Source organism: Bradyrhizobium sp. KZN70725, assembly GCF_055264925.1.
Genome location: NZ_JBUYWT010000037.1, coordinates 19,753 through 43,324 on the forward strand (window position 1 = coordinate 19,753; position 23,572 = coordinate 43,324).

Genomic DNA, 23,572 nt, shown 5'->3' on the forward strand with positions numbered 1-23,572 from the left:
CGATCTGCCGATTGGCCATGGCGAGGAAAACGCGCGTTCGCGCTCGAGCTTTCGAGGACGACTCCCGACCTTCGGGAAAAGATGCGCCTGCCGTTCATTTGGATCGCAGAAATGAACGAGAGCATCTCATCTCGGTTTATCCGCTACCCGATCGGCACCTCGCTGCTGATGGCCGGCATTCTGTTCGTCGGAATGGTCGCCTATCCCCTGTTGCCGGTCGCGCCGCTGCCGCAAGTCGACTTTCCGACGATCCAGATCTCCGCAAGTCTGCCCGGCGCCAGCCCGGAGACCATGGCCTCCTCGGTTGCGCAGCCGCTGGAGCGGCAATTCGCGCAGATTCCGGGCATTGCCCAGATGACCTCGACGAGTTCGCTCGGGTCGACCGCAGTCACCATTCAGTTCGATCTGAACCGCAGCATCGACGGCGCCGCCAATGACATCCAGGCGGCGATGAATGCCGCAGGTGGCCAGTTGCCCAAGAACCTGCCGACGCCGCCGACCTATCGCAAGGTCAACCCGGCGGACTCGCCGATCCTGCTGCTGTCGGCGACCTCGGACACCCTGCCCCTCATCACCGTGAGCGACGCGGTCGACGCCCAGCTCGGGCAGCAGATCAGTCAGATCTCGGGCGTCGCCCAGGTGTTCATCGGCGGGCAGCAGAAGCCTTCGATCCGCGTGCAGATCGATCCCGCCAAGCTGGTCGCCAAGGGGCGCTCGCTGGAAGATATCCGCGGCCAGGTCGCGATCACGACGGTCGACAGTCCGAAGGGCAACATCGACGGCACGAGCCGTGCCTACACGATCTACGCCAACGATCAGTTGCTGGATGCCAAGGACTGGAATGGCGTGATCATCGCCTACCGCAACGGCGGCCCGTTGCGGATTCGCGACATCGGCCAGGCCGTCGCCGGGTCGGAGGACATGAAGCGGGTCGCCTGGGCGGACGGCAAACGCGGCGTGTTCCTCGTCATCTTCAAGCAACCCGGCGCCAACGTCATCGGAACGGTCGACAGGATCAAGGAGCAGCTTCCAAGGCTCGTCGCCGCGATTCCGCCCGCCATCAAGATCAAGATCATCAGCGACCGGACATTGACGATCCGCGCCGCGGTCGAGGACGTGCAGATCACGCTGCTCATCACCATCGTTCTGGTCGTCATGGTAATCTTCCTGTTCCTGCGCAGCTTCTGGGCGACGGTGATTCCCGCCGTGACCGTGCCGCTCGCGCTGCTCGGCGCCTGCGCGCTGATGTGGGTGTTCGGCTACACGCTCGACAACCTTTCGCTGATGGCACTGACGATCGCCGTCGGCTTCGTGGTCGACGATGCCATCGTGATGCTGGAAAACATCACGCGATACGTCGAGCAGGGCGCGCTGCCGCTCGCCGCGGCATTGCAGGGCGCCGGCGAGATCGGGTTTACCATCCTGTCCATCAGTATCTCGTTGATCGCGGTGCTGATCCCGCTGCTGCTGATGGGTGGCGTGATCGGCCGACTGTTCCGCGAATTCGCGGTGACCCTGGCGATGGCGATCTTCGTCTCCCTGGTGGTGTCGCTGACGCTGACGCCGATGATGGCATCGCGCTTCCTGCGCGCGCATGGCGAAACCAGGCACGGCCGGCTCTACCAATGGAGCGAGGCGGCATTCGACAGGATGCTGCATGCCTATGAGCGAGGGCTTGATCGGGCGCTGAGCTGGAGCCGGACCACGCTCTGCATCTTCTTCGCGACGGTCGCACTGTCGGTCTATCTGTTCCTGATCATTCCGAAGGGATTCTTCCCGCAACAGGACAATGGCTTCCTGAACGCGGTGTCGGAGATGGCCCAGGATATCTCTTTCGCCGACATGGAGCAGCACCAGGAAGAACTCAGCAGGATCGTTCGGGCCGATCCCGCGGTGGAGAGCATGGCCGAGTTCATCGGCGGCGGCGGCACCGCGCTGAATTCGGGTCGCATGTACATCACGCTGAAGCCGCGCGAGGAGCGCGACGCGAATGCGCAGCAGATCATCGCGCGGCTGCGGCCGAAGCTCGAGGCGGTCGAGGGAGCACGTCTCTACATGCAGGCGTCCCAGGACGTCCGGCTGGGCGGCCGCGCCACGCGGACGCAGTTCGAATACACGCTGCAGGATGCAAAGCTCGACGAGCTGAACGAATGGGCGCCGAAGATTCTGGCCAGGATGAAGACGCTACCGGAACTGCGCGACGTCGCCACCGACCAGCAGACCGAGGGAACGACGCTGACGCTGACCATCGATCGCGACACCGCGTCGCGCTTCGGTATCCAGCCGCAATTGATCGACGACACGCTGTACGACGCGTTCGGCCAGCGCCAGGTGACCCAATACTTCACCCAGCTCAACAGCTATCACGTCATCCTGGAGATCCTCCCCGAATTGCAGGGCAAGCTCGACACGCTCAACAAGCTCTACATCAAGTCGCCGACCACGGGGGACGAGGTGCCGCTCTCCGTGTTCTGCAAGTGGACCACTATTCCGGTGCGCCCGCTCGCGATCGCGCACCAGGGACAGTTTCCTGCGACCACGATCAGGTTCAACCTCGCGCAAGGGGTGGCGCTCGGCCAGGCCACCGATGCGATCCAGAACGCCGTCGCCGATCTCGGTGCTCCAGCCACGCTCAGCTCGAGTTTCCAGGGCACCGCGCAGGCCTTCCAGCAGTCACTGAGCTCGGTGCCGCTGCTGATCCTGGCCGCGCTGGTCGTGGTCTACCTGATCCTCGGCGTGCTCTATGAGAGCTACATCCATCCGCTCACGATCCTGTCCACGCTGCCATCGGCCGGGGGTCGGCGCGCTGGCGATCCTGATGGCGTTCGGGTTCGATTTCAGCCTGATCGCGCTGATCGGCATCATCCTCCTGATCGGGATCGTGAAGAAGAACGGCATCATGATGGTCGACTTCGCGATCGCCGCCGAACGCGAGGAGCATCGGTCGCCGCGTGAATCGATCCGGAAAGCGGCCCTGCTGCGCTTCCGCCCGATCGTGATGACGACGATGGCGGCGCTGCTCGGCGGCGTCCCGCTGATGCTGGGCACCGGAACGGGATCGCAAATCCGTCAGCCGCTCGGCTATGCGATGGTCGGCGGCCTGATCGTGAGCCAGGCGCTCACGCTGTTCACGACGCCGGTCGTGTATCTCTATCTCGACCGATTCTCGAATGCGCTGTCGAGCTGGACGGCAACGAAGCGCGACGACGATGTCGAACCGTCCGTGACCAGGAACGCCGCCGAATAGTGACTCGCGTGCGGCAATGGGGCTTACCCGAACCTGACATCGTAGCGCTTGATCGACAGCTCCTTGGTGTCGATCTCGGGCTTCTTCCCCGAGAGCATGTCCGCCAGCACCCGGCCCGAGCCGCAGGCCATGGTCCAGCCGAGCGTGCCATGACCGGTGTTGAGGTGCAGATTGGCAAAGCGCGTGGCGCCGATCACCGGCGGGCCGTCCGGCGTCATCGGGCGCAGCCCGCACCAGAAGGTGGCCCTGGGAAGGTCGCCGCCGCGCGGAAACAGGTCGGTCAGCGAATGATCCAGCGTCGCGCGCCGCGCGGCGTAGAGCTTGGTCGAATAGCCCGAGATCTCGGCGGTGCCGCCGACCCGGATGCGATCGCCGAGCCGGGTGATCGCGACCTTGTAGCTCTCGTCCATCACGGTCGATTCAGGCGCGCCGGACGCGTCCCTGATCGGCACGGTGATCGAGTAGCCCTTGACCGGATAGACCGGCAGCGAGATGCCGAGCGGCCGCAGCAGGATCGGCGAATAGCTGCCGAGCGCCAGCACATAGGCGTCCGCCGTCATCATCCCGGCGCTGGTCGCGACGCCGGTGATCCGGGTCGCGTCCGCATTCAGTCCGTCGATGCCGACATTGAAGTTGAAGCGAACGCCGAGCTTCTCGGCTTCCAGCACCAGGGCCTGCGTGAACATGTGGCAGTCGCCGGTCTCATCACGCGGCAGCCGCAGCCCGCCGGCGAACTTTTCCTTCACGCCGGCCAGCGCGGGCTCGGCGGCGATGCAGCCCTCGCGGCCGAGCACCTCGAACGGCACGCCGTACTGCTTCAGCACCGCGATGTCGTCGCCGGTGTGATCGAGCTGGGCCTGCTCGCGAAACAGCTGCAGCGTGCCGCGCGCACGCTCGTCATAGCGGATGCCGATCTCGGTGCGCAGCGCCTGCAGGCAGTCGCGGCTGTATTCCGCGATCGGGATCATCCGGCTCTTGTTCACCGCGTAGCGCGCAGTCGTGCAGTTGCGCAGCATCTTCAAGAGCCAGAGCCACATCACAGGATCGAGCTTGGGGCGGATCACCAGCGGGCCGTGCTTCATCAACAGCCACTTCACCGCCTTGACCGGCACGCCGGGGCCGGCCCACGGCGATGAGTATCCGGGCGACACTTCGCCGGCATTGGCAAAGGAGGTTTCCAGCGCGGGCTTCGGCTGACGGTCGATCACCGTCACCTCGTGGCCTGCGCGTGCAAGGTAATAGGCAGAGGTGACGCCGATCACGCCACTGCCGAGAACAAGGACCTTCACTTTTCCTCACATCCTGCAGCGAAAACGCAATCGCCGCTGCGAAACCAGTCTGCTTCGCAACGGCGACAGCAATTTGTGGAGCTAGCTAATATCTAGCTAGCAATTATCAGGCCACGCGCTTGATGGAGTCGCCGAGGATCGAGACGATGTCGTCGATGTGCGACTTCTCAACGATCAAAGGCGGCGACAACGCCAGCGAGTCGCCGCTCATGCGGAAGTAGAGGCCGCGGTTGAAGCAATCGACCATGATGTCGTAGCCGCGCGCGCCGACGACACCATCGCGCGGCGCGACTTCGACCGCACCCATCAGGCCCTGGTTGCGGATGTCGACCACGTTCGGCAGGCCCTTCAGCGAATGCAGGGCATCGCGCCAGTAGTCGGCGAGCGAGGCGCCGCGGGTCAGCAGAGCTTCGTCCTTGTAGATGTCGAGCGTGGCAAGACCCGCCGCGCAGGCCACCGGATGCGCCGAATAGGTGTAGCCGTGGAACAGCTCCATGGCGTTGTCCGGGCCGACCATCAGCCCGTCGTGGATCTGACGGCTGGTGAACACCGCGCCGCACGGCACGGTGCCGTTGGTGATACCCTTCGCGGTCGTCATCATGTCGGGCGTCACGCCGTAGAAGTTGGCGGCGAACGGGGTGCCGAGGCGGCCGAAGCCGGTGATGACCTCGTCGAAGATCAGCAGGATGCCGTGCTTGGTGCAGAGCTCGCGCAGGCGCTGCAGATAGCCCTTCGGCGCCGGCAGCACCGCGGTCGAACCCGGCACCGGCTCGACGATCACCGCCGCGATGGTGTCGGCGCCATGCAGCGCCACCATCCGCTCGACATCGTCGGCGAGTTCGGCGCCGTGCTCCGGCTGATCCTTGGCGAAGGCGTTGCGGGCGAGATCGTGGGTATGACGGATGTGGTCGACGCCGGGCAGATGGGTCGCGAACTGGCGGCGGTTGGCGACCATGCCGCCGACCGACATGCCGCCGAAGCCGACGCCGTGATAGCCGCGCTCGCGGCCGATCAAGCGGGTGCGGCTCGGCTGGCCGGCGGCACGATGATAGGCCAGCGCGATCTTCAGCGCGGTATCGACCGATTCAGAGCCCGAATTGGTGAAGAAGACGCGATCCAGCCCCTTCGGGGCGATCTCGGCGAGCCGCTCGGCGAAATCGAACGCCAGCGGGTGGCCCATGTTGAACGAGGGCGCGAAGTCCAGGGTCGACAGCTGCCGCTCGACCGCGGCCGCGATCTGCGGGCGGCCGTGACCGGCGTTGACGCACCACAGACCGGCGGAGCCGTCGATCACCTGCCGGCCGTCGACCGAGGTGTAGTACATGCCCTTGGCGGAGGAGAACAGCCGCGGCGCCTTCTTGAACTGCCGGTTGGCCGTGAACGGCATCCAAAACGAGTCGGTCTTGATGGTGTTCGGAATCTGATGAACGGTCACGGCGGCGCTCCATTGCTGACTGATGCTAGTCGGACCACTCTTCCAGGCACTCAACAAGTCCTTTTCTGCCGCACCGCAAGCCATTGATCTTGTTGAGGCGGTCTGCCAAGATTTGTTCGATCCGCAACACCTGCAACAGGGATTTGCCAAGGGGACTGCCATGAGCGTCGACATCGGCGGTCGGCTTCGATTCATCCGCGCGCGCCACAAGCTGTCGCAGCGCGAGCTCGCCAAACGCTCCGGCGTGACCAATTCGACGATTTCGCTGATCGAATCCAACCAGATGAACCCGTCGGTCGGCGCCCTCAAGCGCATCCTCGACGGGATCCCGATGGGGCTCGCCGAATTCTTCGCGATCGAGCCGGAGCGGCCGCGCAAGGCGTTCTATCGCGCCGACGAACTGACCGAGATCGGCAAGAAGCCGATCTCCTATCTGCAAATCGGCGACAGTCTGTTCGGCCGGGCGTTGCAGATCCTGAAGGAGCGCTACGAGCCCGGCAGCGACACCGGCCGCGTGCCGCTGGTGCATGAGGGCGAGGAAGGCGGCATCGTGGTCTCGGGCCGGCTCGAGGTCACGGTCGACGACGAGCGGCGGGTGCTCAACGCCGGCGACGCCTATTACTTCGAAAGCCGCCGCCCGCACCGCTTCCGCTGCATCGGCGCCAAGCCGTGCGAAGTGATCTCGGCCTGCACGCCGCCGACATTTTGAACCCGGCGCGCGCGGCGGGCGACCCAAGCCGCAGGGGCCGCATGGCGCGGCCGTGCGGGTGACGTCGATGCCTTGCTCTCCACGGTTTGCGGCCGCCGTCGCGGCATCGCGGTCCTTGCATCCGGCCCGTCCGTTGCGTTGGACGATGATCTGCGGGCATCAAGCAGCGGGCCGACCGCGATCAGGCTGTGCGGCGATAGCGGCGACAGCACGATCAAGACCGCGGACTGCAGGAAGGCCGGCACCGACAGGCTGGTGACGCAGATCGACAGGGCGTTCGACGTGGCGCTCGGCAAGATCCCGGCGAACGTCAAGCCGCTCTTGAAGCGCGACCAGGCCTGGTTCAACGAGATGATCATCGACGCCGCCGAGGTGCTGGCCGATAGCGACGCGGACGAATTGAAGGAGAGCTTTGCGGAAGCCCTGCGGCGCCGCGCCGCCGCACTTGAGCGAATGGCATCCGGCCGTTCCGGCATCGCCGGCAACTGGGTCAATGCTTTCGGCAACATCACGCTGACGCCTGCCGACGGCGGCGCCTATCGCCTCGCCGCCGATCTGCGCGGCGACTATGGCGGCGACCGCAGGCGAAGCTGCAAGCTCACCGCCGACCTGAAGCCTGCGGGGAGTGGCTGGCTCGCCGGCACCGTGGTGATCAATACGGACACGGCGGCCGACAAGCCGAAAGCCGACGCTGCGGCCGCTCCCGCCAGGCCGCCGTCACTCAAACTCCGCCGCCAGGGCGAGACCTTGCGGATCGTCGGCAGCATCGACGACGAGGAGTGGGACGGCTTCGCCGACTGCTCGTCGATGTGGCAGGTCACCGGCAGCTATTTTGCCGCCGGCAAGGATACGGCATCCGACCGGGCGGACACCGCCTTCGTCGTCCCGACCTTCGACTGCACCAGGCCGGAGACGGCGACCGACGAGGAAATCTGCGCCGACCCTGATCTGGCCGACAACGACCGGCGGCTGAACCGCGCCTGGAAGGCATTGCAGCCGCACCTCGACGAGGCGACGCGGCGCGCGCTGATCGACGATCAGCGCAGCTGGGTGAAGAGCCAGACGCAGCAATATCCCGAATTCCTGCACCCGGCCTGGAACAAGCAGAGCTCCCAGGTTCACTTCACCGTCGATGGGCGCGACCACGTCGACGAATTGCAGCGCGAACGCCTTGCGCTGCTCGAAGGCTTTGACGACAAGCGCAGCGGGCTTGCCGGCATCTGGCTCGCTCATAACGCCATCATCAAGATCACCACCGAGAGCAACGGTACCTTGAAGGCGACCGGATGGAAGTGGGACCAGGGCGACTGGAAGGCCGGCTGCGACTACGAGATGACGGGCAAGATCGTCGGCGGCACGTTCCGCTCCGACGAGCAGCGCAAGAACCCCGACACGCTCGAGCGCGACCACGCCATGCTGATCGTCAACCGGCAGGACGATCTGTTCGCGAAGAAGCGCTACTCGAACAAGGACGGCACCGAGAGCAAGGACGCCGACGAAGCGAAATGCAAGCGCCGGCTCGACAACTCCTCGACCGCGCGGCTGTTTCCCGCCCGCCCCTCGCCGGACATCGATAATTTCAAGGGCTCGATCAGATAGAGCGTCTTCAGGCGAAGTGGATACCGGTTCGCGTGACGAAAACGCGTCAAGACAACGATCCAGAGAGCCATTCCGATTCAATCGGACCGGAATGGCTCTGATCACACGACAGTATCACAGATCGCGCGTCTGCCGGTCGCCCCACGCAATGACGGCGGCAATGGTGGCGAACATCGCTGTGACCGCGATCATGACGAGGATGGTGTCGAGAGGCATGGGTCGTCTCCTGCATGTGATGGAGAGACCTAGCGCGCCTGCGCGCGCATCGCCTTGTGCTGGATCAAAAAGCCGACGCCGAAGCGTCAACTCGCGCCGCTCAGCTTAAGCCGTTCGAGGTCGAGCAGCCGCACGCCATCGGGCACGATCAACACCACCTTCTCGCGCGCAAGGCGGGTCAGCGTGCGGCTCACCGTCTCGATGGTGAGACCGAGATAGTCGGCGATGTCCTGCCGGCTCATCGGCAGCGGCACGGTAACGGACACGCTTCCGATCCGGGCGTATCGCGTCTGCATGTGGAGCAAGAATGCAGCGATCTTTTCCTCGGCACTGCGCCGTCCGAGCAGCAACATCTGGTCCTGCGCCAGGCTCAACTCGTGCCCCGCGAACTCATGCAGGCGGCGCAACAGATGCGGCTTGCCGTCGACATAGGCGAGGAACGCCGATCGCACGAAACGGCAAACCGCGACGTCGTTGACCGCCTCCGCGGTGACGCCGTAGCGGTCCTGAAGCGCAAGTCCGAGGAAGTCGCCCGGCAGCGCGAAACCCACGATCTGGCGGCGGCCGTCGGGCAATGATTTGTAGAGCCGCACGACCCCGTCGGTGACATTGAACACGCTGCCCGCCAGCGCACTCTGCTCGAACAGCGTCGTTCGTGCCGGAACCTGCTTTGCCTGGCTGATCCGGTCGAGCTCCTCGAGTTCGGACGGCTCCAGCGCAGCGCAGACGCTGAACAGCCTGACCTTGCAGTCCTCGCAACCATTCGTGGCGCGGCCGTGCCTGCAGTCGGAACGCGTCGCGCCTGCACAGGAATCCTGCAGTGGCTCGGCAATGCTCATGGCTTCGGGTGTCCGCTTGGTTGGGTGCGTGGCACTATCAACCCCGATTTGATCTGGATCAACCGCCGGCGGCATTGATGCAGATCAATGCTGCGCCGCGCTTTCCCCAGCAGTTTCGCCATCATCGGGGAATCCGGCGATGAACGAGCAATTCCAGGCACTTCCGATCGACCATCAGCATGCGATCGTGGCCTATCCGCTGGTGTTCATGCATGATGCCAGTATTACCACGGATCAGTGGCTGCGGTTCGTGCGCCGGCGCTGCCGCGGCAGCTCGCCCGAGACCGGGCTGATCGCGATTCGCGATCGCCGCGGCGTGATCCATGCCCTGTTCAGTTACCGCATCGACAACGACCTGCGCGTCCGCAAGCGGCTCAGCATCGGCGACCTGATCGTCGCGCATCTGCCCGGCTCGCGCATCGACGACGCGGTGTCGAACGTCATCGCCGAGGTTTCGGCGCAATACGGTTGCCAGATCGTCACCATCGAGCAGCCATTCGCAACGCGTCATGCGCGGCACGCCGGATGCCCGACTGCCGAGGCGCTGCGGCACCATCGGCGCGTCAACTGACATCGCGCTGCGTGGCCGTTCGGAGCCAGCCGCCGAATGCGCCTGCTCCGTTGCCGCCGTGGTCGTGCGGGAGTAGCCTTGCGGCGGCTGGAAGGTCGACTGTCGACGGTGCCACCGCATGCGCATCATCCTGATGTTCGTCGCTATTCTGCTCGGCTCGCTCGCTCCCGCAGCGGCCGACGACGTCGGCGCCGCGCAGGCCGTGATCCGCGCGCAGGAGCAGGCGTTCGGCCGCGACGACGCCGCGGCGGCCTATTCGCATGCCGCGCCGGCGATCCGGCAGATCTTTCCGCAAGCCGACATCTTCATGTCGATGGTGCAGAACCAATACGCGCCGGTCTATCGGCACAGGAGCTTCGAGTTCGGCGAGGCGCGCAGCGACGGCGACCGGATCGCGCAGCGCGTCCATATCGTCGACGCCAATGGCGAGGCGTGGGAGGCGCTCTACACGCTGGAGCGGCAGGCCGACGGCAGCCTGAAGATCACCGGCTGCTCATTGCTCAGGGCCGGCCAGTCGGTGTGATCGAGAATTACGCAGCGCCACCCGCTGCCGCGAGCGCATCATGAGCAGCAGGATGATGCTGACATTGAGCAGGTTCCAGGCGAGGCCGTTGGCGAAGGCGGCGGCATAAGAGCCGGTGGCGTCGAAGATCACGCCCGAAATCCAGCCGCCAAAGGACATACCGAACACCGAGGCGAAGATCACGATGCCGATCCGCGTCGCGGCCTCCGACGCCGGCATCGCCTCGCGCACGATGATCGCGTAGCTCGGCACGATGCCGCCCTGGAACAGGCCGAACATCGCCGAGATGATGTAGAGCGAGGTCAGGCTGTCGAAGAACAGATAGAACAACAGCGCCGCGCCTTGCGCGATCGAGCCGATCAGCAGGGTGCGGATGCCGCCGATCCGGTCGGCGAGGAAGCCGGAGCCGATCCGGCTGATGATGCCGAAGCCGAGCATCAGCGACAGCATCTCGGCGCCGCGCGCCACGCCGTAGCCGAGATCGCCGCAATAGGCGACGATATGGACCTGCGGCATCGACATCGCCACGCAGCAGGAAATCGACGCGAGCGACAGTATCGCGGTCAGCGCGTTGGTGGAAAGCTTGAGGTCGACCCGGGGTGGCGCCGCGTTGCCATGGCTGCGCCTGGTCGCCGCGCCCATCAACACGCGCAGCACCATGAGTGCCAGCAACATCGCGATCGCGGTGAAGATGCCGATTGCAATATGGGTGGTGCGCCAGCCCACACTCTGCATGCCGAAATTGACCAGCGGCGGCCACACCGTACCGCCGACGTAATTGCCGCTCGCGGCGATCGCGACCGCGAGGCCGCGGTAGCGCTCGAACCAGTGCGACGCCTCCGCCATCAACGGGCCGAAGGTCGCCGCCGACGACAGGCCGATGGCAAAATGCAGCAGGATGAAGGCCCAGATCGACGGCGCGTAGCCGGCGCCGACATAGCCGAGGCCGAGGATGCCGATCCCGGCGCCGATCGCCGCGACGATGCCGTAGCGGTCGCTGATCTTGCCGGTCACGACCTGGCCGAGGCCGAAGCCGAGCATCACCATGGTGAAGGCGAGCGAGGCCGTTCCGCGGGTCGCGCCGAAGTCGGTCTGCACCACCGGCAACGCCACCACGACCGACCACATGCCGACGCTGCCGAGCGAGCCGATCACCACGGCCACGACAAGGCGCAGCCATGCCCGGCGCGAGTCGGGAATGAACGTAGCGACTTCAGGGGAAAATTCAGAAGAAATTACCACGGCAGGCGGAACTTCGTCGGCATTTGCCTCCGGGTCAAGCCACATTGCCGAGAGATTAGGCATGCGCCAGCAAGGGGACGCCGCCCCTTGAAACGGCACGCTCCGCGGCGGATTCGCGCGCGGCTAGCGTCGCATCAATTCCCGAAGTTCGGGTCCTGCGACTGGAACGGGCCGCATTTGGCGCGTTTCGCAAACCGCTGATCGAAATCGACCGTGCCTCCGCCCACCGGAATCTGTGTCGGCGGCAGTCCCCTTGTGTACTGGTCGACGGTCACCGTCTTCTTGTCCGCGCTCATCGTGACGCGAACCGGCTCAAGCGGCTTGCCCTTGTTGGCCTCGGTCAGGTCGAGCGCGTAGTAGCCGATCACCGTCTGGCCGGCGCGCAGGCCTTGGCCTGCCAATGCAACCGATAGCGGTAGATAGACCTCCATCCTGACGCCTTCGCCGTCGCACGCCAGCATGCGCATCATGGCGGCGTCCTGGCCCGGAGGCTTTGCGGCAGCGCCCGTCGCGACGGAAAGGGTGACAGCCGCGACAGCCCCGAAACCACCAATCCAGGGTTTGCCGGTCGTTGCCGCCGCACGGTCTCCTTGGCTTGTCATGGATCCCCCGACACGAAGCGACTTGCTCGGTATTTCGTCTGACGTCGAGGCTTGGACGTTCAAATCCCGGTCCGTCCTCCCTCCCCGATCGGCGCCTCCGTGCGCCGCCGCGGCGATGTTTGGGCGATCGGGCGTCAGCGCTTCCTGTACCGCCGGACCGGTTGCTGCTATGATCCCGGCCTACTTGAACTGATCCGGTTTTTTTGAAGCGGAAAGCATTCTGAAGCGCCTGCATTGATCACCGACAGTCATATGGAGGTTTGCCATGGCTTCTGACTGGCGTCTCGAAGGCGAATGGATCAAGAACTGCAATTGTGCATTTGGCTGCCCCTGCGATTTCAATGCGCTGCCGACGCATGGTTCCTGCAAAGGCATGGTCGGCATGCGGATCACCAAGGGGCATTTCGGCAGCACCAAGCTCGACGGCCTGGTGTTCGCGGCAACCGTCGACTTTCCCGGCGCGCTTCACGAGGGCAACGGGCAGATGCAGCCGATCGTCGACGAGCGCGCCACGGCGGAACAGCGCGAAGCGCTGTTCAACATCCTGTCCGGCAAGAATTCGGCCGAAGGCACGCTGTTCCAGATCTTCAGCCTGATCGTGACCAAGATCCATGATCCGGTGTTCGTGCCGATCGAGTTCTCCTTCGACAAGAACGGGCGCGTCGCCAAGCTCGTCGCCAAGGGCGTGCTGGAGACCGAGGTCGAGCCGATCAAGAATCCTGTCACCGGCACGCCGCATCGCATCCAGGTCGTGATGCCGGAGGGGTTCGAGCATAGGGGGGCCGAGGTGGCCTCCTCCAACATCCGCTCGACGGGGGCGATCAAGTACGAGACCAAGGGCTCGCACAGTTCGCTCGCCAACGTCGTGCAGACGCCGGACGGCGTCGCGGCCTGACACAGCCGGGCGCGGATCGGCCGTTTGGCTGCTGGGATCCCAACATGAGCGAGACATCGGCGCTCGAAAACGTCCTGCGGCATGACCGCCTGATCTTTGCAGGCGGCATCGCCGCGGTGATGGCGCTGGCCTGGGCCTATCTCCTGGCCGGCGCCGGCATCGACATGAGCATGGCTGATATGCCGATGGATCCGACGCCATGGACGCCTTCCTATGCCGTGCTGGTGTTCGTCATGTGGTTGACGATGATGGTCGCCATGATGATCTCGAGCGTCGCGCCGATGGTGCTGCTGTTCGCCGCCCTGAAGCGCAAGCAATCGGCAACGCCCTCTCCCTTCGCTGAGGCCTGGATCTTCCTGTGCGGCTATCTCGTGATCTGGGCCGGCTTTAGCCTCGCCGCGACGCTGGCGCAATGGCAACTCGACCTCGCCGGCCTCTTGTCGATGGCGATGGCTGCTACCAGCGCGACGCTCGCCAGCGGCGTCTTGCTGCTGGCCGGGCTCTACCAGTTCACGCCGCTCAAGCGCGCCTGCCTGCGCTACTGCCAGAGCCCGGTGCTGTTCCTGAGCCGGCACTGGCGACCGGGCACGGCCGGTGCGCTGCGCATGGGGCTGCGGCACGGCCTTTATTGCCTCGGCTGCTGCTGGTTCCTGATGGCATTGCTGTTCGTCGGCGGCGTGATGAACCTGCTCTGGATCGTCGGCATCACCGTCTACGTCGCCTGCGAGAAGCTGCTCCCGGTCGGCCACCGCCTCAGCTATGCCGCCGGCGCCGCGTTGATTGTGGCGGGACTGATCGTGCTCGTGCATACGACTTGAGAAAGTGTCCGGACGTGTAGGAATATCGATCGCGCGACGGCGATCATCCTGTCGAAGAAGATCGAAAGCAGTGCGAGCTGGTTCACACTTGCCAATCGTCATCCGTGCCAAGATCGTTCGGACGGTGGATTGTGCGTCGCAGGCCGGCAGCGCTGCTTGTGACGGAACTGACGAGCGACAGACGCTCGCGTGCTGGCGTCAAGCCAGATGCCCCACGCCCCCGGCCGTCGCACCGAGAGAACCGCATGCATTTCATCGGAGGTACATCATGCATACCTTGCCCGCAGAATGGCTACCCGTTTCAACTGCGCCAGCAGACCGGGATCTCGAAGTCTGTGTCCTGGACTATGATGGAATGGTCCATGCGCTCGTGTTCCCCTGCCACAAGGACGGCGCCGACTGGGTCGTTGGTTCAAATGACCACGTCCATGTTCAACCGACGCATTGGCGCAGTTGGACTGAGCCCGCCTAAAGCGGGCCTCTGCACCGCCGGGCGGACCCGGCGCAGGGCCGCCGGGGACGCTCCATGGCGCCCGGACGAGTTACCGCCATCGCGCCGCACGGGCACGAGCCCCGGTGCGGCGTCAATCTCGCGCCAGCCCATGAAATCGGCTAGACTTGTCGCGTGAGGTTCAAGGGTGGGCCAGGAGGCTCGTCATGGAATCACACGTGATCCCCTTTGAAAATCGCTGGACCAACGGCAAGCATGCCTGGGAGTGGCACTGCGAGCTCGAGCGGCTGGGCGTGCCGACGGTCCGGACGATGTACTGCGAGCATGAAACGCACCGTCGCAACAAGTCGGCGGTGGTGTTCGACATCCCCGCGGGCTTTGTCCACGACTGGCTGGCCTTTCATGACCGGCGCGCCGCCCGGCAGCAGTTCTTGTGGCGCGCCAGTGTCATCACGCTCGGCATCATCGCCGCATCGGGCGTCGTGCTCGGTGCGCTCAGATAGAGGCCGCAAGGCCTGCGGCCTCATCCGTGGCCATCCTTCGAGACGCCCGCCTTTGGCGGGCTCCTCATCAGGATGACGCGTTGTTGCGGGGCAAAATCCTGGTCTGGACCGGTGAGGGCGGCGCATCTTGACCACGAGGCCCTCTCACCCCTACTTCCGGCCGCGAATCCCCCTGCCGGCGCCTGCGACGACCCGTGCGGTCGCGCGAAAGCCCTTATTAACCCTTTGCTAACCATACACCCGGCAAGAATTGCCGAGTGAAGTCGAGTGTCGTCGAACGCGTCTAACGGGCGGAGATCCCCGTGAACGCCAGCGCGGTGCCTCACTTTCGGAACGGCGGCCCTGCGGCCGTCGCGCAGACGCTTGGCGGCCGCAGCCGCCAGTCGCGGGGGAGAGCGGCTACCATGGTCGACGTCACGGCGGGTCAGGGCACGGCAGGCAAGAGCGGATTGCCGAGCCTCGGCGAGATCGGCGACATCCTGAAGCGCGGCGATATCGCGCTGGCGATCGGCGTCCTCACCATCCTGGTGGTGCTGATCCTGCCGCTGCCCTCGATCGTGCTCGACCTTTTCCTGGCGGTCTCGATCACGGTCTCGATCCTGATCCTGATGACCTCGCTGTTCATCCAGGCGCCGCTGGAATTCTCGTCGTTTCCGACCATCCTGCTGATCTCGACCATGCTGCGGCTGTCGCTGAACATGGCCTCGACCCGGCTGATCCTGAGCCACGGCCATGAGGGCACGGCGGCCGCCGGCCACGTCATCGAGGCGTTCGGCAACTTCGTGATGGGCGGCAACTTCGTGATCGGCATCATCGTGTTCGCGATCCTGGTGATCGTGAACTTCGTGGTCATCACCAAAGGTTCGGGCCGCATCGCCGAAGTCGCCGCACGCTTCCAGCTGGACTCGATGCCCGGCAAGCAGATGGCGATCGACGCCGACCTCTCCGCCGGCCTGATCGACGAGAAGGCCGCCAAGGAGCGCCGCAAGGCGCTGGAAGACGAGAGCGGTTTCTTCGGCGCCATGGACGGTGCCTCGAAATTCGTCCGCGGCGATGCCATCGCCGGTCTTTTGATCGTCGGCATCAACATCGTCGGCGGCATCATCATCGGCGTCGCCCAGCAGGGCCTCTCCTTCAGCGAAGCCGCCCGCACCTACACCGTGCTGACGGTCGGCGACGGCCTCGTCACCCAGGTGCCCGCGCTGATCGTGTCGACCGCCGCCGGCCTCCTGGTCTCCAAGGCCGGCATCACCGGCGCCGCCGACAAGGCGCTGATGCGCCAGCTCTCCGGCTATCCGCAGGCGCTCGGCATGTCGGCCGGCGTGATGCTGGTGCTGGCGCTGCTGCCGGGCATTCCGACGCTGCCGTTCCTGGCGCTGGGCTCCGGCGCCGCGGTGCTAGCCTGGAACGCACGCAAGCAGAAGCGGGCTGCGAAGGCGGCCGAAACGGCAGCCGCCGCCGCCCCTGCTGCAGCCGCGGCCGCCGCCGCTGCGGCCGCGGAGGAGCCGATCGCCGCCGCGCTCAAGATCGACGACCTCAAGATCGAGCTCGGCTACGCGCTGCTGCCGCTGGTCAACGGCCCCGACGGCACCGACCGCCTGACCGAGCAGATCAAGGCGCTGCGCCGCTCACTGGCCATCGAGATGGGTTTCGTGATGCCGGCGGTGCGCATCCTCGACAACGTCCAGCTCGAAGCCAACAGCTACGTCATCAAGATCAAGGAAGTCGACGCCGGCACCGGCAAGATCTGGCCGAGCCAGTTCATGGTCATGGACCCGGCCGGCAACCAGGTGCAACTGCCCGGCATCCACACCATCGAGCCGACCTTCGGCCTGCCGGCGACCTGGGTCGACGCCGGCCTGAAGGAAGAGGCCGCGCTGAAGGGCTACACCGTGGTCGACGCCGCCACGGTGCTGTCGACGCATCTGACCGAGCTGCTCAAGACCAACATGGCGGACCTGTTGTCCTACGGCGAGGTGCAGAAGCTCTTGAAGGACCTGCCGAAGGAGCAAGGCGAGCTGATCAAGGACATCGTGCCGGGCCAGGTCACGGTGTCGGGCATCCAGCGCGTACTGCAATTGCTGCTCGCCGAGCGCATCTCGATCCGCGATCTCTCGACCATCCTCGAAGGCATCGCCGATGCGCTGGCGTTCTCGCGCAATCCGGCCACCATGGTCGAGCACGTCCGTGCCCGGCTGGCCCGCCAGATCTGCGCGCAAAACACCTCGCCGAACGGCTATTTGCCGCTGATCGCGCTGTCGGCGCGCTGGGAGCAGGCGTTTGCGGAGTCGATCGTAGGCACCGGCGACGACCGCAACCTGGCGATGCAGCCCTCGAAACTGTCGGAGTTCATGACCGCCGTGCGCAACGCCTTCGAGCAGGCGGCGCGCGAGGGCGAGGCGCCGGTCCTGGTGACGTCGGCCGCGATCCGGCCGTTCGTTCGCTCACTGGTGGAACGGTTCCGCTCGCAGACCACCGTCCTGTCGCAAGCCGAGATCCATCCCAGGGCCCGGCTGAAGACGGTCGGCAGCGTCTAGAGCCTGTTGTTCCGGAGCGTTTTCTGCACGCGGGACGGGCGTCCAGCTCGCGCGAAAACGCGCTAGCGGCCGCAAATCACTTGGGTTTTCGTCTGTGCTTTCTCGCCACAGGCAACTGATTTATGCAGACAGGTCCGGAACGGCCCTATCTGGGATGCAGCATCCCAGCACAATCCCAAGACACTGATATTAAATCGCTTTAATGCGCTTTGGATTACCAAAGGGTCATTTTTGATCGCGCACGATCACGTCTCATCACGGCCTTGTGATGGCCTCTAGGGAACGGAATCGGCAAATCCTACGTTAGCGGGGCACGAGACGTTGAACCGGACAACAGACCGAACCGACAGATTTACTGAGAGCAGGAAGGCGGCAGGAGACTTCCATGAACCACTCGATCTACAGCGCCGATCGTATGACGCACCTGAAGATTGTGGTCGTGGCGTTGTTCGCCGGTATCTTGGTCGCGGGTTTCGGCATCGCGGCACATAATTCGTCGGATGAGGGATACACGCAGACGGCGCGGGTCATGAAGGCCGGCAAGCCCGTCGCGATCACCAGCTCCAGCAACTCGCTGGTCCGCTAACAGGAGAGTTTCACGAATTCACGTAGTGTTCTTTACAGCCCCCCAAAGTCGCTGCGTGGATATTTAAGACCCCCAACTACCCCCAAGTTGACTATCGAAAACGCCCGCTCCCCACGGGCGTTTTCTTTTTTGTGCGGGTGGCCGACGCGACGTCTTATCCACGTCATTGCGAGCGAAGCGAAGCAATCCACTGTCACCGCTCGCTCGGAAGCATGGATTGCTTCGCTGCGCTCGCAATGACGGACGGCCACCATCGGCAACCTCTGACGATGGGCGGCTGGCCTATCGCGGCGGCGAAGCCGACGCGCCCGGCACGGTCTCGATCAGCTTGCCGGTGAAGATCGGCGCCGAGGTCGGCTGGCCGTTCGGTGAACCGCCGGCCTGCTCGACGGTCACCGCATAGGTGGCGCCGTTGATCACGTCGGAATCGTAGCCCGACAGCACCGGCCGCGCGGTGAAATCATCGGCGCCGATCACGCCGAGCGAGCGCGGCTGCGGCAGCTTGTCGGAGATCAGCCAGAGCTCGAAACTCTTGCCGGGCTCCGACGGGGCGCCGACCTTGCGGACGGTAAAATTCTTGGTGGCGCCGTCGATGGTCATGATGAAGGCCGGCCCGCCATTCTGCCCCTGCAGCAGCGCGACATACTGCGCGGACGGCGTCAATGCCGGCGCCGGCGTCTTCACTTCGACGGTCTGGATGCGCGGCTTCGGCCGGATCGCATTCGGCAGAGCGTCGGGCTTGTAGATCTGCAGGCCGAGCGTCACCAGCAGCGCGGCCGCGATCGCGGTCGCGGCCGACGCGATACCGCGCCAGCGCTTCACGCGGCCCGTCAGCGCGGTCACGTTGCGCTCGTCGAAGATGACCCGCGGCGGTCGGGCCTCGGGCAGCCTCCGGGGCTCGGGCGACTGCGCAGGCTCCGGATCGAACGCCGAGCCGAATTCGGGATCGTCCGTGATTGGCGAAGGCGGCGGCGTCTCCGTCGTGGCCGGCGTCTCGGGCAGCACCAGCGGCGCCTGCGGCGCGCTCGTGGGGCCGATCGCCGCCTTGATGTTGTCCCAGACCACCGGACGCGGCTCGACCAGGCCGACCATCTGATTCAGCGGCCCGAGCCTGAACTGCCAGCCCTGCACCAGCGCTGCGAACTCGCTGTCGACGGCCATCATGGTCTCGACCTGCGCGCGCTCCTCGGCATCGAGCGTACCGAGCGCATATTCCGCGGCGAGCGCGATATGGTCTTCGCTATAGGCCATCAATCAGAGTCCAAGACACTCCCGGATATCCATCAGGCTGCGGCGCAGCCAGGTCTTCACCGTGTTCACCGGCGTCTCGAACTTTGCGGCGAGTTGCTCGCGGCTCCAGCCGTTGTAATAGGCGAGCAGCACGAGCTTCTGACGATCCGGCTCCAGACGACCGACGCACTCCAGCAATCGCTTCAACTCTTCCGTCATCTCCCGTCGCGCCAGCGGATCGGGCTGGTCGGCTGCGACCTCCATCGCCGCCGGCTCTTCCTCCAGCGAGGCCTCGCCGCGCTTGCGCACCACGTCGATGGCGCGGTTGCGCGCGATCGACGTCATCCACGTGATCGGGGACGACAGGGCTGGGTTGAACTGCCCGGCGCTGTTCCAGATCTTGACGTAAGCCTCCTGAATGACCTCCTCGGCGAGGTCCTGTCGCCGCAAGATACGGAGCACGACGCCGAAGAGTTTCGCGCGGGTCGCGGCGTACAGCCGCTCGAAGGCTGCCTCATCCCCCTTGGCGACGGCGGCGATCAGCCAGACCAGCTCAGCCGGCGTCAGCATCTTGCGCCCTCCAAGCCCCGATCCCCCATCGCGTCATTGCCACCGTGCTGCCGATCATCCGTCCTGACCGGTGGTAGCATATTTTGGGACACCACGATCCGCCAAGGGGCTAACAAGTGGCCGGCAAGTCGGCGGCTTGTGGACAGCGCCCAGCAAAAAGCCCGGGCGATCGGCCCGGGCTCTCAATCTGGTCAGCGGAGGGAGCGAGGGTTCAGGCGATGACGCCGAGACGGGCCCGCATCAGGCCGATCGAATCCATGTCGGCTTGTTCGCGAGCGCTCTCCTCCGCGCGTTCGCGCGCCTGGTCGCGCTCGTCGAGCAGTTCGACCTTCTTCAATTCCTCGAATGCCTCCGACAGCAGCGCCTTGGCGTCGTCGAGCTGGGCGCGCAGTTCGTCGGCCGAACGGGTCAGGTTCTCGCGGCGCTGGATCGCGGCCTTGGCATAGGTCGGATAGGCGAAGTGCGTGGGGTCGTTGATCCCGGCGCGCTCCTGCTCGGTCTGGATCTCGCGCTCGAGCTCGACCGACATGCGCTGGAAGTCGGCGATCATGCCTTCGATCTGGGTAACCCGACGGCGCTTTTCGTCGACCTGAAATTTCTTCAGGCGGATCAGCGTTTCACGTGACTTCATCGACTCATACTCCCCAGAAGTCCCAAATCTGAACGCGGGACAGAGCCGGCTCCCCGCTGGGCCCCGCCGGCATAGCTATGGTGTGCCGGCGATGATGGCCTGACAAAGTTAGCGTTCCGTTTCCAAACCCGACAGGATTTGAGCCAGTTGCCGGTAGCCGTCGGGAAGGCTGGTGGACTCGTCCTTGGCCTGGCGCAGGTAGGCCTCGAGCGGCTCATGCAGCCGGATCGCCTCGTCGACCTCCGCGCTGGAACCCGGCCGGTAGGCCCCGAGCCGGATCAATTCCTCCATGTCGGCATAGGTCGCCATCACCTGCCGCGCCTTGTTGATGTAAGGCAGGAAGTTGGGGTCGGCCGACCGCGGCATGGTGCGCGACACCGACTTGAGGATGTTGACCGCGGGATAGCGGCCGCGCTCGGCGATCGCCCGCTGCATCACGATATGACCGTCGAGAATGCCGCGCACCGCATCCGCGATCGGCTCGTTGTGATCGTCGCCGTCGACCAGCACCGTGAAAATCGCGGTGATGGTGCCGTCGCCGGTGCCCGGCCCTGCCCGCTCGAGCAGCTTCGGCAATTCGGTGAACACGGTCGGCGTGTAGCCCTTGGCGGTCGGCGGCTCGCCCGCCGAGAGGCCGATCTCGCGCTGCGCCATCGCAAAGCGCGTCACCGAATCCATCAGGCACAGCACATCCTGGTCCTCGTCGCGGAAATATTCCGCGATGGCGAGCGTCAGATACGCCGCCTGGCGCCGCATCAGCGCCGGCTCGTCCGAGGTCGCGACCACCACGACCGAGCGCGCCAGCCCCTCCTCGCCGAGATCCTCCTGGAGGAATTCCTGCACCTCGCGGCCGCGTTCGCCGATCAGCCCGATCACCGAGATCGCGGCATCGACGTTGCGCGCCAGCATCGACAGCAGCACCGACTTGCCGACGCCGGAGCCGGCGAAGATGCCGAGCCGCTGGCCGCGGCAGCAGGTCAGGAACGTATTGAGACCGCGCACGCCGAGATCGAGCGGCGGGCCGACCCGCTTGCGCGAATGCGCCAGCGGCGGCGAGTTGCGGTAGGACATCGGCGAGGCGCCCTGCACCAGCGGGCCCTTGCCGTCGATCGGCTCGCCCATCGCGTTGACGACGCGGCCGAGCCAGGCCGGCGACGGCCGCACCTGGCTCGCCGCATTGGCGATCACCGCGCGGCAACCGCGCCTCACGCCATCGAGCCCGCCGAACGGCATCACCACCGCGTTCTCGCCGGAGAAGCCGATCACCTCGGCGGGGATGAAGCGGCCCGCGCCGACGTCGATCACGATGCGGGCGCCGACCGACATCGCGTGAATGGGGCCCGCGATCTCGACCATCAGCCCGCGGACGCCGACCACGCGGCCATAAATATTGACGCCGTCGATGTCGCCGATCTGCTCCGCGAGCGCCTTCATTGCGAAAACCTTAAGTTTCCGCTTTTTTGCTCCGGCCGCTTAACTTCGTGTTTACCCGCATCATTAATCATTGCGTCACTGTCTTTGGTGACTGAGGTCGCTTGCCCATCAGAAGAAGGGCGAGTCGCGAGAGTCGGTTAGGCCCGTCTCTTAATGTGGAAACTGAACGGACGCGGTTAGGAAAAGCTTCTTCTACGCAATATCTTAGGGCGATTCGACAAAAATTGCACGGTTAGAGCTTGCGCGGAGGAATCAGTTTTTGTTAACCATATCTCGTCAGGATCCGAATCAGTTGTTCAAAGGCGTTTTGTGAGTGCCGCAAGTGCGGCCGACCTGACGCCCGGAGCGGCGACTATAGGGGACTGGCATGCGCGTTTTGCTGATTGAAGATGACAGCGCCGTCGCGCAGTCGATCGAATTGATGCTCAAGTCCGAGAGTTTCAACGTCTACACGACGGACCTCGGCGAAGAGGGCGTCGATCTCGGCAAGCTTTACGACTACGACATCATCCTTCTCGACCTCAACCTGCCCGACATGTCCGGCTACGACGTGCTCAAGCAGCTGCGGGTGTCGAAGATCAAAACTCCCATTCTGATCCTCTCCGGCCTCGCCGGCATCGAGGATAAGGTCAAGGGTCTCGGCGTCGGCGCCGACGACTACATGACCAAGCCCTTCCACAAGGACGAGCTGGTCGCCCGCATCCACGCGATCGTGCGCCGCTCCAAGGGTCACGCCCAGTCGGTCATCCAGACCGGCGATCTCGTGGTCAATCTCGACACCAAGACGGTCGAGGTCGGCGGCCAGCGCGTGCACCTGACCGGCAAGGAATACCAGATGCTGGAGCTGCTCTCGCTCCGCAAGGGCACCACGCTCACCAAGGAAATGTTCCTCAACCATCTCTACGGCGGCATGGACGAGCCGGAGCTGAAGATCATCGACGTCTTCATCTGCAAGCTCCGCAAGAAGCTCGCCAACGCCTCCGAAGGCCGCAACTTCATCGAGACCGTGTGGGGCCGCGGCTACGTGCTGCGCGAGCCGCACGAGGCCGACGAGCGCATTCCCGCCTGACCTTCCGGGCCCGCAGAGAACCGCAAGGTTCGCTCCTTTCGACCTGAACCCCGCCGCAAATGGCGGGGTTTTTGTTTGGGATTGAACCGGCTGTCGGCATGCGCCGACCAAGGGAACGTGCAATCCTGCCTCGCGCGAATCCCGACGAACTCCCGGACCGCCCCGACATGATCCTGCAATCCCTCGCCGGCCTGCCGGCGTTCCTGGTCTATTTCTGCACGGCGCTGATCGCCGTGGTCGCCTACCTCTTCGTCTACACGCGCGTCACCCCGCATGACGAATTCCAGCTGATCCGCGACAACGATCCGGCGGCGGCGATTGCGCTGGGCTTAAGCCTGCTCGGCTTCGTGCTGCCGGTGGTCAGCGCGATCGCCCACTCCGCCAATGTGGTGGACTGCCTGATCTGGAGCATCATCGCGCTGATCGTGCAGATCATCGTCTATTACATCGTGAAGATCCCGGTGCCGAACCTGTCGGGGCGGATCGCCTCCGGCGAAATGGCGCCGGCGATCTGGCTCGGGCTGTCCTCGCTGGCCGCAGGCGCGCTGAACGCGGCCTGCATGATCTACTGAGCCG

At 65.0% G+C, this 23,572-nt stretch carries 20 protein-coding genes and 1 pseudogene; 12 read left to right on the top strand and 9 right to left on the bottom strand.

The window, feature by feature from the left end; all coding sequences use genetic code 11:
• Positions 1-111: 111 nt before the first annotated feature.
• Positions 112-3,247, top strand: a pseudogene (locus tag ACZBJS_RS28665) (efflux RND transporter permease subunit).
• 23 nt (positions 3,248-3,270) lie between these two features.
• On the opposite strand, the gene ACZBJS_RS28670 reads toward ACZBJS_RS28665, so the two are convergent.
• A complete protein-coding gene (locus ACZBJS_RS28670; RefSeq protein ID WP_316395335.1) occupies positions 3,271-4,536 on the bottom strand; it encodes a D-amino acid dehydrogenase in 1,266 nt (421 codons plus the stop codon).
• Between the two features lie 106 nt (positions 4,537-4,642).
• A complete protein-coding gene (aptA, locus tag ACZBJS_RS28675; protein ID WP_035631725.1) occupies positions 4,643-5,971 on the bottom strand; it encodes an omega-aminotransferase AptA in 1,329 nt (442 codons plus the stop codon).
• A 160-nt stretch (positions 5,972-6,131) separates the two neighbouring features.
• Between aptA and ACZBJS_RS28680 the strand changes: the two genes are divergently transcribed.
• The gene (locus ACZBJS_RS28680; protein WP_018273259.1) at positions 6,132-6,680 is read left to right on the top strand and encodes a cupin domain-containing protein; all 549 of its coding nucleotides are present in this window, start codon (positions 6,132-6,134) and stop codon (positions 6,678-6,680) included.
• A 72-nt stretch (positions 6,681-6,752) separates the two neighbouring features.
• Positions 6,753-8,279, top strand: a complete 1,527-nt coding sequence (locus tag ACZBJS_RS28685; RefSeq protein WP_463439599.1) for a lysozyme inhibitor LprI family protein — start codon at positions 6,753-6,755, stop codon at positions 8,277-8,279.
• Between the two features lie 302 nt (positions 8,280-8,581).
• On the opposite strand, the gene ACZBJS_RS28690 is transcribed toward ACZBJS_RS28685, so the two are convergent.
• Positions 8,582-9,334: a Crp/Fnr family transcriptional regulator gene (locus tag ACZBJS_RS28690; protein ID WP_057015183.1), complete on the bottom strand. Its 753-nt coding sequence runs from the start codon at positions 9,332-9,334 to the stop codon at positions 8,582-8,584.
• A 187-nt stretch (positions 9,335-9,521) separates the two neighbouring features.
• On the opposite strand from ACZBJS_RS28690, the gene ACZBJS_RS28695 reads away from it, so the two are divergent.
• Complete coding sequence (locus ACZBJS_RS28695) at positions 9,522-9,905, top strand: hypothetical protein (RefSeq protein ID WP_141342804.1); 384 nt, start codon at positions 9,522-9,524, stop codon at positions 9,903-9,905.
• A gap of 118 nt (positions 9,906-10,023) precedes the next feature.
• Positions 10,024-10,428, top strand: coding sequence for a DUF4864 domain-containing protein (locus ACZBJS_RS28700; protein ID WP_316395333.1), 405 nt, complete (start codon positions 10,024-10,026; stop codon positions 10,426-10,428).
• On the opposite strand, the gene ACZBJS_RS28705 is transcribed toward ACZBJS_RS28700, so the two are convergent.
• A complete protein-coding gene (locus ACZBJS_RS28705; protein WP_410469704.1) occupies positions 10,399-11,592 on the bottom strand; it encodes an MFS transporter in 1,194 nt (397 codons plus the stop codon). The genes ACZBJS_RS28700 and ACZBJS_RS28705 overlap by 30 nt on opposite strands.
• A gap of 212 nt (positions 11,593-11,804) precedes the next feature.
• Positions 11,805-12,272 carry a hypothetical protein gene (locus tag ACZBJS_RS28710; protein WP_233475444.1) on the bottom strand — a complete coding sequence of 156 codons (468 nt, stop codon included), beginning with the start codon at positions 12,270-12,272 and terminating at the stop codon, positions 11,805-11,807.
• Positions 12,273-12,537: 265 nt separating this feature from the next.
• Here ACZBJS_RS28710 and ACZBJS_RS28715 point away from each other — a divergent pair, with 265 nt between their 5' ends.
• The 5 genes from ACZBJS_RS28715 (at position 12,538) to ACZBJS_RS28735 (ending at position 18,062) form a co-directional block, all read left to right on the top strand.
• Positions 12,538-13,167, top strand: coding sequence for a DUF1326 domain-containing protein (locus tag ACZBJS_RS28715; RefSeq protein WP_316395331.1), 630 nt, complete (start codon positions 12,538-12,540; stop codon positions 13,165-13,167).
• Between the two features lie 44 nt (positions 13,168-13,211).
• Positions 13,212-13,985: a DUF2182 domain-containing protein gene (locus ACZBJS_RS28720; protein ID WP_168856235.1), complete on the top strand. Its 774-nt coding sequence runs from the start codon at positions 13,212-13,214 to the stop codon at positions 13,983-13,985.
• A gap of 657 nt (positions 13,986-14,642) precedes the next feature.
• On the top strand, positions 14,643-14,939 hold the full coding sequence (locus ACZBJS_RS28725; RefSeq protein WP_028341258.1) for a hypothetical protein: 297 nt from the start codon (positions 14,643-14,645) through the stop codon (positions 14,937-14,939).
• A 404-nt stretch (positions 14,940-15,343) separates the two neighbouring features.
• Positions 15,344-17,476, top strand: coding sequence for a flagellar biosynthesis protein FlhA (flhA, locus tag ACZBJS_RS28730; RefSeq protein WP_253638932.1), 2,133 nt, complete (start codon positions 15,344-15,346; stop codon positions 17,474-17,476).
• 385 nt (positions 17,477-17,861) lie between these two features.
• Positions 17,862-18,062, top strand: coding sequence for a hypothetical protein (locus ACZBJS_RS28735; protein ID WP_016848568.1), 201 nt, complete (start codon positions 17,862-17,864; stop codon positions 18,060-18,062).
• A gap of 282 nt (positions 18,063-18,344) precedes the next feature.
• On the opposite strand, the gene ACZBJS_RS28740 is transcribed toward ACZBJS_RS28735, so the two are convergent.
• The 4 genes from ACZBJS_RS28740 to fliI form a co-directional block, all read right to left on the bottom strand.
• A complete protein-coding gene (locus ACZBJS_RS28740; RefSeq protein WP_253638931.1) occupies positions 18,345-19,313 on the bottom strand; it encodes an anti-sigma factor in 969 nt (322 codons plus the stop codon).
• A 3-nt stretch (positions 19,314-19,316) separates the two neighbouring features.
• Entirely contained in the window at positions 19,317-19,862 is a 546-nt protein-coding gene (locus tag ACZBJS_RS28745) for a sigma-70 family RNA polymerase sigma factor (RefSeq protein ID WP_028335734.1), read from the bottom strand.
• 211 nt (positions 19,863-20,073) lie between these two features.
• A complete protein-coding gene (gene fliJ, locus ACZBJS_RS28750) occupies positions 20,074-20,493 on the bottom strand; it encodes a flagellar export protein FliJ (protein WP_016848565.1) in 420 nt (139 codons plus the stop codon).
• A gap of 108 nt (positions 20,494-20,601) precedes the next feature.
• Positions 20,602-21,927, bottom strand: coding sequence for a flagellar protein export ATPase FliI (gene fliI / locus ACZBJS_RS28755; RefSeq protein ID WP_463439600.1), 1,326 nt, complete (start codon positions 21,925-21,927; stop codon positions 20,602-20,604).
• Positions 21,928-22,294: 367 nt separating this feature from the next.
• Here fliI and ctrA point away from each other — a divergent pair, with 367 nt between their 5' ends.
• Both ctrA and ACZBJS_RS28765 read left to right on the top strand, forming a co-directional pair.
• Positions 22,295-22,996, top strand: a complete 702-nt coding sequence (ctrA, locus tag ACZBJS_RS28760) for a response regulator transcription factor CtrA (protein WP_016848562.1) — start codon at positions 22,295-22,297, stop codon at positions 22,994-22,996.
• 167 nt (positions 22,997-23,163) lie between these two features.
• On the top strand, positions 23,164-23,568 hold the full coding sequence (locus tag ACZBJS_RS28765; RefSeq protein ID WP_057015189.1) for a DUF350 domain-containing protein: 405 nt from the start codon (positions 23,164-23,166) through the stop codon (positions 23,566-23,568).
• The last annotated feature ends 4 nt before the right edge of the window (positions 23,569-23,572 follow it).

Bases quoted from the DNA above. Each gene is read 5' to 3' on its own strand.
- ACZBJS_RS28680 (WP_018273259.1), top strand. From the start codon at position 6,132: ATGAGCGTCGACATCGGCGGTCGGCTTCGATTCATCCGCGCGCGCCAC.
- ACZBJS_RS28690 (WP_057015183.1), bottom strand. From the start codon at position 9,334: ATGAGCATTGCCGAGCCACTGCAGGATTCCTGTGCAGGCGCGACGCGT.
- ACZBJS_RS28700 (WP_316395333.1), top strand. From the start codon at position 10,024: ATGCGCATCATCCTGATGTTCGTCGCTATTCTGCTCGGCTCGCTCGCT.
- ACZBJS_RS28710 (WP_233475444.1), bottom strand. From the start codon at position 12,272: ATGACAAGCCAAGGAGACCGTGCGGCGGCAACGACCGGCAAACCCTGG.
- ACZBJS_RS28715 (WP_316395331.1), top strand. From the start codon at position 12,538: ATGGCTTCTGACTGGCGTCTCGAAGGCGAATGGATCAAGAACTGCAAT.
- ACZBJS_RS28720 (WP_168856235.1), top strand. From the start codon at position 13,212: ATGAGCGAGACATCGGCGCTCGAAAACGTCCTGCGGCATGACCGCCTG.
- ACZBJS_RS28725 (WP_028341258.1), top strand. From the start codon at position 14,643: ATGGAATCACACGTGATCCCCTTTGAAAATCGCTGGACCAACGGCAAG.
- flhA (WP_253638932.1), top strand. From the start codon at position 15,344: ATGGTCGACGTCACGGCGGGTCAGGGCACGGCAGGCAAGAGCGGATTG.
- ACZBJS_RS28735 (WP_016848568.1), top strand. From the start codon at position 17,862: ATGAACCACTCGATCTACAGCGCCGATCGTATGACGCACCTGAAGATT.
- ACZBJS_RS28740 (WP_253638931.1), bottom strand. From the start codon at position 19,313: ATGGCCTATAGCGAAGACCATATCGCGCTCGCCGCGGAATATGCGCTC.
- ACZBJS_RS28745 (WP_028335734.1), bottom strand. From the start codon at position 19,862: ATGCTGACGCCGGCTGAGCTGGTCTGGCTGATCGCCGCCGTCGCCAAG.
- fliJ (WP_016848565.1), bottom strand. From the start codon at position 20,493: ATGAAGTCACGTGAAACGCTGATCCGCCTGAAGAAATTTCAGGTCGAC.
- fliI (WP_463439600.1), bottom strand. From the start codon at position 21,927: ATGAAGGCGCTCGCGGAGCAGATCGGCGACATCGACGGCGTCAATATT.
- ctrA (WP_016848562.1), top strand. From the start codon at position 22,295: ATGCGCGTTTTGCTGATTGAAGATGACAGCGCCGTCGCGCAGTCGATC.
- ACZBJS_RS28765 (WP_057015189.1), top strand. From the start codon at position 23,164: ATGATCCTGCAATCCCTCGCCGGCCTGCCGGCGTTCCTGGTCTATTTC.